The sequence below is a fragment of the Phyllobacterium sp. P5_D12 genome (assembly GCF_054049495.1).
This window is the reverse complement of sequence record NZ_JBFUMG010000710.1, coordinates 1-1,952: the sequence shown is the minus strand read 5'-3', so window position 1 is coordinate 1,952 and position 1,952 is coordinate 1. Positions and strand designations below refer to the sequence as shown.

General features: G+C 56.2%; 2 protein-coding genes. Both read left to right on the top strand.

Annotated features, from left to right (window positions below):
• Positions 1–791 (top strand): ABC transporter permease (locus ACXJ5O_RS25565; protein ID WP_457302355.1); only part of this gene is annotated, 791 nt, incomplete at its 5' end.
• Positions 792–834: 43 nt separating this feature from the next.
• Positions 835–1,952 (top strand): dihydroxy-acid dehydratase (locus ACXJ5O_RS25560; RefSeq protein WP_457302354.1); only part of this gene is annotated, 1,118 nt, incomplete at its 3' end.

Below are 1,952 nucleotides of genomic sequence, written 5' to 3'. Positions count from 1 at the left end.
GGCTCGGTTCCCTCGAATTGATCTTGGGTATCAGCGCCGTGCGTAAGACGGTTCTGATTATTGTCCTCGCCATCATCTGGCAGGTCTATGCAAGCTATCTCGACAATCCCCTACTTTTCCCGACGCTCAGCGACACGCTGACCACCCTTTATGATCGTTTTGTCGATGGCACACTGCCGTCGCGCATCTGGACGACGCTTCAGGTGCTAATCACGGGGTATGTGGCCGGGACTGTGCTAGCAGCCATTTTGACAATCCTTGCCATCAACACACGGATCGGCACCGATTTTTTGGAAACAATGACGGCGATGTTCAATCCGCTACCCGCCATCTCATTGCTGCCACTTGCTTTGATCTGGTTTGGGCTCGGCGCTTCCAGCCTTGTCTTCGTGCTTATCCATTCGGTGCTTTGGGCGGTGGCGCTCAACACCCACGCGGGCTTTCTTGGCGTGTCGCGAACGCTACGCATGGTCGGAGGCAATTATGGATTGACCGGTTTATCCTATGTGATGCGGATTCTCGTTCCCGCTGCGTTCCCGTCGATCTTGACCGGCCTGAAAATCGGCTGGGCGTTCGCCTGGCGTACGTTGATTGCCGCCGAACTCGTATTCGGTGTTTCTTCGGGGCAGGGCGGGCTCGGCTGGTTCATCTTCGAGAACCGCAACCTTCTGGACATTCCCGCAGTCTTTGCCGGTCTTCTCACCGTGATCATCATCGGCCTTATTGTGGAAAACCTCGTGTTCCAGACGATCGAACGCCATACCATTCAGAAATGGGGAATGAAGGAATGAACAGTTTGAGGCTTCCTTCCCGGTCGCATTTTCCAATTGAGCAATGGCTATGAAAAAAACTCCAGAAACATTAAAAAGCGCCCGCTGGTTCGCTCCGGACGACCTGCGCAGTTCGGGTCATCGCTCCAGAACAATGCAGATGGGATACGCACCGGAGGAATGGAGCGGAAAGCCGGTCATTGCCATCCTGAATACTTGGTCGGATGCCAACCCTTGCCATGCACACTTCAAGCACCGCGTCGAGGATGTGAAGCGCGGAGTGTTTCAGGCCGGCGGATTTCCACTCGAATTGCCGGCGCTTTCATTGTCGGAAAGCTACGTCAAGCCAACGACGATGCTTTATCGCAATATGCTGGCGATGGAAGTCGAGGAGCTGCTGCGCTCCCACCCAGTCGATGGCGCTGTGTTGATGGGTGGCTGTGACAAGACCACACCGGGCTTGGTGATGGGCGCTGTGAGTGCTGGCCTGCCTATGATCTATCTGCCGGCCGGCCCCATGCTGCGTGGCAACTACCGCGGAAAAGCTCTGGGTTCCGGTTCAGACGCCTGGAAATTCTGGGATGAACGGCGCGCGGGCAATCTATCGACCGATGAATGGGTTGAGGTGGAAGCCGGAATCGCACGCTCCTACGGCCATTGCATGACCATGGGCACGGCAAGCACTATGACGGCGATCGCGGAAGCCTTGGGCTTGACGTTGCCGGGCGCAAGTTCGATTCCCGCTGCCGACTCCAATCATATCCGGATGTCATCTGCCGTGGGGCGTCGGATTATTGACATGGTCTGGGAGGACCTCGTACCGAGCAAGATTTTGACCGATGCATCCGTACACAATGCCGTTTCTGTCGCTATGGCCACCGGATGCTCAACCAATGCCATCGTCCACCTCGTTGCAATGGCGCGCCGGGCGGGGGTCAACCTGACAATGGACGATCTTGATCAAGCGGGCCGCACGACCCCAGTTCTCGCAAACATAAGACCAACGGGCGATAGCTACCTGATGGAAGATTTCTACTATGCCGGCGGATTGCCTGCGCTCATGGCAAAACTTTCATCAAAGCTCGATCTTTCGGTGCTCACTGTCTCCGGCCATACGCTCGGAGAGACGCTGGAGGGGGCCAAATGTTTCAATGACGACGTTATCCGGTCGCTCGACAATCC